This window comes from Mycobacterium sp. (genome assembly GCF_032162605.1).
In the GTDB taxonomy this organism is placed as follows: Bacteria; Actinomycetota; Actinomycetes; order Mycobacteriales; family Mycobacteriaceae; genus Mycobacterium.
The window spans coordinates 1-7,367 of sequence record NZ_JAVROT010000509.1; the positions used below are offsets into that span (position 1 = coordinate 1).

7 protein-coding genes and 1 pseudogene are annotated in these 7,367 nt (G+C 67.3%); 2 read left to right on the forward strand and 6 right to left on the reverse strand.

The features are described from left to right. Positions 1–156: 156 nt before the first annotated feature. Positions 157–1,424: pseudogene (locus QOI01_RS28275) on the reverse strand (acyl-CoA dehydrogenase family protein); the annotation flags it as partial. 131 nt (positions 1,425–1,555) lie between these two features. On the opposite strand from QOI01_RS28275, the gene QOI01_RS28280 reads away from it, so the two are divergent. Both QOI01_RS28280 and QOI01_RS28285 read left to right on the forward strand, forming a co-directional pair. Then, positions 1,556–2,779: an alpha/beta hydrolase gene (locus QOI01_RS28280; protein WP_526386464.1), complete on the forward strand. Its 1,224-nt coding sequence runs from the start codon at positions 1,556–1,558 to the stop codon at positions 2,777–2,779. Between the two features lie 4 nt (positions 2,780–2,783). After that, positions 2,784–4,199 (forward strand): WS/DGAT/MGAT family O-acyltransferase, encoded by a 1,416-nt coding sequence (locus QOI01_RS28285; protein ID WP_526386465.1) that lies wholly within the window; start codon positions 2,784–2,786, stop codon positions 4,197–4,199. An 11-nt stretch (positions 4,200–4,210) separates the two neighbouring features. On the opposite strand, the gene QOI01_RS28290 is transcribed toward QOI01_RS28285, so the two are convergent. From QOI01_RS28290 to QOI01_RS28310, 5 genes are all read right to left on the reverse strand, one after another. Then, on the reverse strand, positions 4,211–4,840 hold the full coding sequence (locus tag QOI01_RS28290; protein WP_526386466.1) for a maleylpyruvate isomerase family mycothiol-dependent enzyme: 630 nt from the start codon (positions 4,838–4,840) through the stop codon (positions 4,211–4,213). Beyond that, positions 4,837–5,325 carry an SRPBCC family protein gene (locus QOI01_RS28295; protein WP_526386470.1) on the reverse strand — a complete coding sequence of 163 codons (489 nt, stop codon included), beginning with the start codon at positions 5,323–5,325 and terminating at the stop codon, positions 4,837–4,839. The genes QOI01_RS28290 and QOI01_RS28295 overlap by 4 nt, the downstream gene beginning before the upstream one ends. Further along, positions 5,322–5,645 carry an ArsR/SmtB family transcription factor gene (locus tag QOI01_RS28300; protein WP_526386467.1) on the reverse strand — a complete coding sequence of 108 codons (324 nt, stop codon included), beginning with the start codon at positions 5,643–5,645 and terminating at the stop codon, positions 5,322–5,324. Before QOI01_RS28300 ends, QOI01_RS28295 begins: the two co-directional genes overlap by 4 nt. A 63-nt stretch (positions 5,646–5,708) precedes the next feature. Beyond that, the gene (locus tag QOI01_RS28305) at positions 5,709–6,935 is read right to left on the reverse strand and encodes an alpha/beta hydrolase (RefSeq protein ID WP_526386468.1); all 1,227 of its coding nucleotides are present in this window, start codon (positions 6,933–6,935) and stop codon (positions 5,709–5,711) included. Beyond that, on the reverse strand, positions 6,919–7,367 hold a 449-nt coding region (locus QOI01_RS28310), incomplete at its 5' end, for a class I adenylate-forming enzyme family protein (RefSeq protein ID WP_526386469.1). The genes QOI01_RS28305 and QOI01_RS28310, both read right to left, overlap by 17 nt.

Consider the following 7,367-nt stretch of genomic DNA (forward strand, 5'->3'; position numbering starts at 1 on the left):
CCGTCGCTTCGCTCGCCCCCGGGCCGAATTCCCCCGTCGCTTCGCTCGCCCCCGGGCCGAATTCCCCCGTCGCTTCGCTCGCCCCGGGCCGAATTCCCCCGTCGCTTCGCTCGCCCCCGGGCCGAATTCCCCCGTCGCTTCGCTCGCCCCCGGGCCGAATTCCTCCTCGATCACCAACTGCTCCAGCACGCCGGCGCTCCGGCCCCACGGCTTCGGCCAGTGCGGCACCAGATACCCGGAGTCGACGAGGAAGTCGCGTCGCTTCTCGGCAGGCAGGGACCTCCACGTGGTGACGGCCTCGCGGGCGGGGGCGCGGAACTCGTCGGCCTCGGCGGGCAGCGTGAACGACGCGCCGTGGGCCTGCCCGCTGCGCTGCCCCGCCACGACGTCGATCAGGGGATCGGCGCCGTCGGCCATGATCGCCGCGAGCGTGCGGGCTCGGCGCAGGTACAGGTGTGCGTCGTGCTCCCACGTGAAGCCGATACCGCCGTGAAGTTGAATGTTGCACTCCGCGTCGAGGATCTGCGAGCGGATCGCGTGCGATGCGGCCACCGCTGCGGGGAACCATGCGCTGTCCAGATCGTCTGCTCGGGCGGCGTCCCACGTCGCTGCGGTGGTCTGCTCGGCGTTGACGAGCATGTTGGCGGCGTGGTGCTTGACGGCTTGGAAGGTGCCGATGGTGCGACCGAACTGCTCGCGCACCTTGGCGTACTCGACCGCCATTTCCAAGGCGGCCCAACTGATTCCGACAGCCTCGGCGGAGGCCAGGATGCGGAACACGGTGCGCGCGCGGCGCGCGGCCCCCGAAGGACGCGGTCCTCGGTGACGGTGACCTCGCGCAGTTCGACCGCGCCGATGCTGCGGGTGGTGTCCAGTGGCACGAGGGTGGTGACCGTCACGCCGTCGGCGCTCGCATCCACGACGACGACGTCGTCACCGGCCATCAGCACCAGGACGTCGGCGTGTGGTGCGCCCAGCACGGCGGCGCTCTCGCCGGTGAGCGCCAGATCCGAACCGATGGTGATGCTGCTCGACAGCCCGAGGGCGCCCACGCGACTGCCGTCGGCGAGCCCTGGAAGCAGTTGCGCTCGAAGGGCATCCGTTGCGCAGCGATCGATGACCACCGCGGCCGACACGCTCGGCAGGAACGGGCCGGGACACAGTTCGCGTCCCTGTGCCTCGAGCACCACGGCCAACTCGGGCAGTCCGAAGCCCGACCCACCGTGCTCTTCGGCGATCGCCAGGCCCTGCCAACCGACGCCGACGGATGCAGACCACAGGTCGGCGGGGTGGGTCGCGCCCGCTGCGTCCTGGTCGAGGGTCGCCCTGGCCGCAGCGCAGCTCTTCAGCTTTCTGAGCTGGCCATTCGCGGCGTCGGCCAGATCGCGGTGGTCGTCGGTGATCGCTAGCGCAGAGGTGCCCACGACCTCGACTCAACCACCTTGGCGGCGGCATGACCTGTGATACGGCTCATATTCGGGCAGTAGACGTCGAGTTGGTAGACAACTCTCATTGGTTGTCGTGTACTGGCGGGTAACCGAGGTACCCTCGCGAAATGACGGCTAGACCGGATACCCGGTATCCCGGACCCACCTGGGCCACCCGCGCCCGCTGGCTGATGAAGGCCGGTCCGGCAGACTACATGCTGGCGATGAGCGTCGCGGCGACGTCCCTGCCCGTGATCGGCAGGCACCTCGAACCGCTCGGCGGCGCCACCGCGATGAGCATCTGGGGCGTACGGCATACCCCCGACTTCGTCGGCGCTGCGGTCAAGTCCTGGTTCACGCCGGGTATCGGCGCGGTGAAGAAGCAGCAGCGCGATGCGACCAATGCCGTCACCGAGGCGGCGTTGCGCGGGGTTGTGCCCGCCAAGGACCTCGACATCACCTGGCCCGCCCCCGAGCGCACTCCGCCGGTGTGGAAGGCGTTCGAGCACCGCCGCAACGTGTACCGGTCCTCGGTTCGCTACGGCGGCAGTCCATCTCAACTACTCGACGTGTGGCGGCCCAAGGACCTGCCTGTGCAACCCGCCCCGGTGATGCTCTTCCTGCCCGGCGGCGCGTGGGTGCACGGCGGCCGGATACTCCAGGGCTATGCGCTGATGTCGCATCTGGCCGAAATGGGCTGGGTGTGCCTCTCGATCGACTACCGCGTCGCGCCCAACCACCCGTGGCCGCAACACATCACCGACGTGAAGACCGCCATCGCGTGGGCCCGCGCCAACGTGGACAAGTACGGCGGCGACCGCAACTTCGTTGCCGTAGCCGGTACTTCGGCAGGTGGCCACCTGGCGGCACTGGCAGGCCTGACTCCCAACGATCCCGAGATGCAGCAGGACCTGCCGGAAGGCTCCGACACCTCGGTGGACGCCGTCGTCGGCATCTACGGCCGCTACGACTGGGAGGACCGCTCCACCGTCGAGCGGGTCCGCTTCGTGGACTTCCTGGAGCGGGTCGTCGTGAAGCACGATATCGCCAGACATCCGGAGATCTTCCGCAATGCGTCACCGATCGCCCGCACACATGCCGACGCGCCACCGTTCCTCGTCATTCACGGCAGCGGCGACACCGTCATTCCCGTGCAGCAGGCGCGCGACTTCGTGGCGAAGCTGCGCACCGAGTCACGGGCGCCGGTCGGTTACGTGGAGTTGCCGGGCGCAGGCCATGGCTTCGACATGACCGACGGAGCCCGCACCGGCTCGATGGCCACGGCAATCGGCTTGTTCCTCAACGAAGTTCACCGAAACCAGACGGTGGCTGGGGCAAAGCAGGTTATATAGCCGCGTGAAGAGGCTCAGCGGTTGGGACGCCGTACTGCTGTACAGCGAGACACCCACCGTGCACATGCACACGCTGAAGCTGGCCGTGATCGCGCTCGACGACCTGAAGGGCCGGACGTTCGGCGTCGACGACTTCCGCAAGGTCATCCACGGCAGGCTCTTCAAGCTCGACCCGTTCCGCTACGAACTCGTCGACATCCCCTTCAAGTTCCACCATCCGATGTGGCGGGAGAACTGCGAGGTCGACCTCGAGTACCACATCCGTCCGTACCGGGTGGCCAGCCCTGGCGGCCGCCGCGAACTCGACGATGCGGTCGGCAAGATCGCCAGCACGCCGCTGGACCGCACCAAGCCGCTGTGGGAGATGTACTTCATCGAAGGCCTCGCAGGAGGCAGGATTGCGGTTCTGGGCAAGATCCACCACGCGCTGGCGGACGGGGTCGCCTCGGCCAACCTGATGGCGCGGGGCATGGATCTTCAGACGGGTCCGGCCGACCGCGACTCGTATGCCACCGACCCCACGCCCACCAGATCGGAACTGGTACGGACGGCCTTCGGTGACCACCTGCGTCAGATCGGTCGACTGCCAGGGGTGATGCGCTACACGGCCCAGGGCGTGGGGCGGGTGCGCAAGAGTCCTCACAAGTTGTCCCCCGAACTGACCCGCCCCTTCACGCCGCCGCCCAGCTTCATGAACCACATGGTCGACGGGACGCGGAAGTTCGCGACGGCGTCGCTGGCGCTCGCCGACGTCAAGCAGACCGGCAAGCACCTGGGTGTCACCATCAACGACATGGTGCTCGCCATCTCGACCGGGGCGCTTCGCCGGCTTCTGATGCGCTACGAAGGCAAGGCAGACCATCCGCTGTTGGCTTCCGTGCCAGTGAGTTTCGACTTCTCGCGCGATCGCATCTCCGGGAACTACTTCACCGGCGTCATGATGGTGCTGCCGGTGGAACTCTCCGATCCACTCGAGCGCGTCCAGACCGTGCACGACGCCGCGGCGTCCGCCAAGGAGACCCACCATCTGATGGGACCCGAACTGGTGAGCAGATGGGCGGCGTACTTCCCGCCTGCGCCCGCCGAGGCCTTGTTCCGTTGGCTGGCGAACAAGGACGGCCAGAACAAGGTGCTCAACCTGCCCATCTCGAACGTTCCCGGCCCGCGTGAGCATGGCAGGGTGGGCGGCGCATTGGTCACCGAGATCTATTCGGTGGGTCCGCTCACCACCGGCAGCGGTCTCAACATCACGGTCTGGAGTTACGTCGATCAGTTGAACATCTCGGTGCTCTCCGATGGAGCGACCGTCGAGGACCCCCACGAACTGACCGGGGCGATGGTCGACGCATTCATCGAAATCCGCCGTGCCGCCGGGCTTTCCGAAGAGCTGACGGTCGTCGAAAGCGCGATGGCACAGTAGGCGTCAGCCGGTCAGAGGCGGTCCGCGAGCATGCCTTGGCCCGGCCCGGTGAGTTCGTTGACGACGATGCGGCGGCCGGCCATCGCCATCAGCAGTGCCTCGCCGGTGCCTGCGACTTCGGGACCGCGCCCATGGGCCCAGGCGACGTCGGTCGCCTGCAAGCGCAGACCTCGAAGTCGTCGTCGTGCGCCCAGTCGGGGATTGTTCGGAACGAGGGGGAGGATGCGCGTCAGGCGCTCGACGGGTACGGCTCGGAGCTGGCCGAGCGCACGTCGGATGTCTTGGTGGTGGATGGTCCCGTCGACGAGGGCGATCATTCCGCCGAACCCGGCGGTCAGGCCCCGCGGTCGCAGGTGGTCTTCGAGGAACTTCAGCAACTCGTCGGGGCTCATCGGCGCGAACTCTTCAACACCCACCTCGTTGGCACGTACGAAGCGACCCTTCAGGAATCGCCTGGCCAGGCCGATGGTGTCGAGCTCCTCGTAGCTGAGCATGTGTGCGACAACGTCTTTGACGCTCCAGCCGGCGCACAGGCTCGGAGCCAGCCACTCCGCGGGTGTTAGCGTCGCGAGGTATGTAGCGAGATCGCAGCGTTCTGCGCGGGCCATCTCCATCAGGCTCGTCCCGCTGTCGGTGCTCATGGCGCCGCTGCCGTACGGGCCACCTCGGCGTAGCGGTGCAGATAGAGGGGCCAGCCCGCGTCGCCGTCCACCCCGTCGGCGATGGCATTCCAACCGGGGCCGTGACGATCGAGGTGGCGGTGTTCCAATTCGACTCTCGTTCGTTCACCGGACTCGGCGATGAACCGAACTTCGACCTCGCTGGCCCTGGTGAGGTCAGTTTCCAGCTCCCAGGTCGGGCCGATGTCCCAGGTGAAGACAACCCGGGATGGCGGCTCGTACATCAGCACCCTGGCCCATTCGCAGCGGCTTCCGTCAACGCCGATGTCATAGATGTGCCCGCCGACTCTGGGCTCGAACACGGTTTCGGCGATCGGCACCGAGAGCAGGTTGTGCTCGCGTGGCTTGATGAGGTCGAACTTGCTGGTGAACAGCGCGAACGCCCGCTCGATGGGGGCGTTGACCTCGACTTGGTGCCGAATCGATTGAACACGAGGATGATTTATGGTTCGTCTCCTTCCGGTTCGTCGGCGAGCTGTTTGAATGCGCTGAGAGCCTTCGACCAGAACCGGTCGAGATCGGCCCGAAGCGCCTCGATGCCGCTCGGTACCAACTGGTAGACGCGGCGGGTGCCGCTGGGGCGGTCCCGTACCAGGCCCGCGGACTTGAGCACCTTGAGGTGCTGGGACACGGCTGGCCTGCTGACGGGCAGTTCGCGTGCCAATTCGCCAACCGCCATGGGCCCGTCGGCGAGGCGTTCGACGATCGCCCGTCGCGTGCGGTCGGCGAGGGCTACCCACGCATCGTCAACTTGGTAAGTGACCACGAACGGTAAGCTATCACTTACGGCTTGATAAAGTGCGGGAAGCGCCCAATGAACCCGCGACGGTCAGCCGCGCTTGGCCTTCACCCAGTCCAGGAAGTGCGCCACCGCCGTCGCGGTGTACTGACCGTGCGGTGAGCCGAAGAAGTCGAATGCGTGCTGCGCGTGCGGAATTTCGGAGTAAATCACGACGTCGTCCGACTTCTGGGCGAGCGCGTCGACGAACTCCCGCCCCTCGATGACCGGAATGATCGAGTCGTCCGTGCCGTGCAACACGAAGAACGGTGGGGCGTCTGCGCGCACCTTGGTGATGGGCGACGCGTCGAGGTACACCTGCCGATTCTCGTTGAAGCGCGTCTTGACGATGTAGCGCTGCAGGATCGAGATGAATTCGGGGCGCCCGGAGCCCTCACGGGAGAACCAGTCGTATCGGCCGTAGATCGGCACTGCGGCCACCACCGAGGTGTCGGCGTCCTCGAAGCCCGGCTGCCACTCCGGCTCGTTCGGGGTCAGGGCCGCAAGGGCCGTGAGGTGCCCACCCGCCGAGCCGCCGGTGATCGCCACGAAGTCGGGATCACCGCCGTAGGAGGCGATGTTCTCCTTCACCCAGGCCAGCGCACGCTTCACGTCGACGATGTGGGCGGGCCAGGTGTTGCGCGGGCTGACCCGGTAGGCCATCGACACGCAGATCCACCCGCGTTCGGCCATGTGCGTCATCAACGGATATGCCTGCGGACGGCGCATCCCGATCGCCCACGCGCCGCCCGGCACCTGCAGCAACACGGGGGCCTTCCCGTCGCGGGGCAGGTCGCTGCGGTGCCAGACGTCGGCGACGTTGGCGCGGTGCGGGCCGTACCGGACGATGTCGGCCTTCTTGACGTACTGACGCCGCGCCCAGGACGTCCGAAGGACACCACCGCGCCGACGGCGGCGCTCCTCGGCCGCGATCGCCGCGTAGTCGTCGCCGAGAGTCTCGCGCAGCGGGCCCTCGAAGGATTCTTGGGACTTCGTGCTGCGGACGTAGATGAACCCGAGCAGTCCCCAGGCGATCGCCGTCAGCGCCAAGGCGATTCGGCCGCGCGGTCCCTCGAAGTCACCGCGCAGGCCACGCCGGGCCGCGTCGAGCATCGACGCGCCTGCCACCACCGGCGCGGCCTCACCGGTCGGCCAGCCGAACGCGAACACCGGCAGCGTGACGTAACCCTCGCGGCCCAGCGGTCGGACGGCGTTGGCGGCGTTCACCAACTCGGCAGTCGCTCGCAGCAGCGGGTACCGCCTACGATGTTTGCGCATCGTCGACGTTCTTCTCGATGAGGTCCTGAAGGTCACGACGAAGGATCTTGCCAGTGCTGCCCCTCGGCAAACTCCTCAGCACCCTGATGGTGCGCGGCACCTTGTAGTTCGCGAGGTTCTCGCGGACGTGCGCCTTGAGCGCGTCCGGGCTCGCCGAACCACCCGGCCCCAGCACGACGAAGGCGACCAGTCGCTGCCCGTACTGCTCGTCGTCGACCCCGAGCACCGAGGCCTCGGAGACCTCCGGGTGAGCGGCGAGGATCTTCTCCACCTCGATGGGGTACACGTTCTCGCCGCCGGAGACGATCATCTCGTCGTCGCGGCCCACCACGAACAGCCGGCCTGCCTCGTCGAGGTAGCCGACGTCCCCGCTCGACATGTAGTCGTCGTGAAAGTCCGTGGTAGCGCCCGAGGTGTAGCCGTCGAACTGGG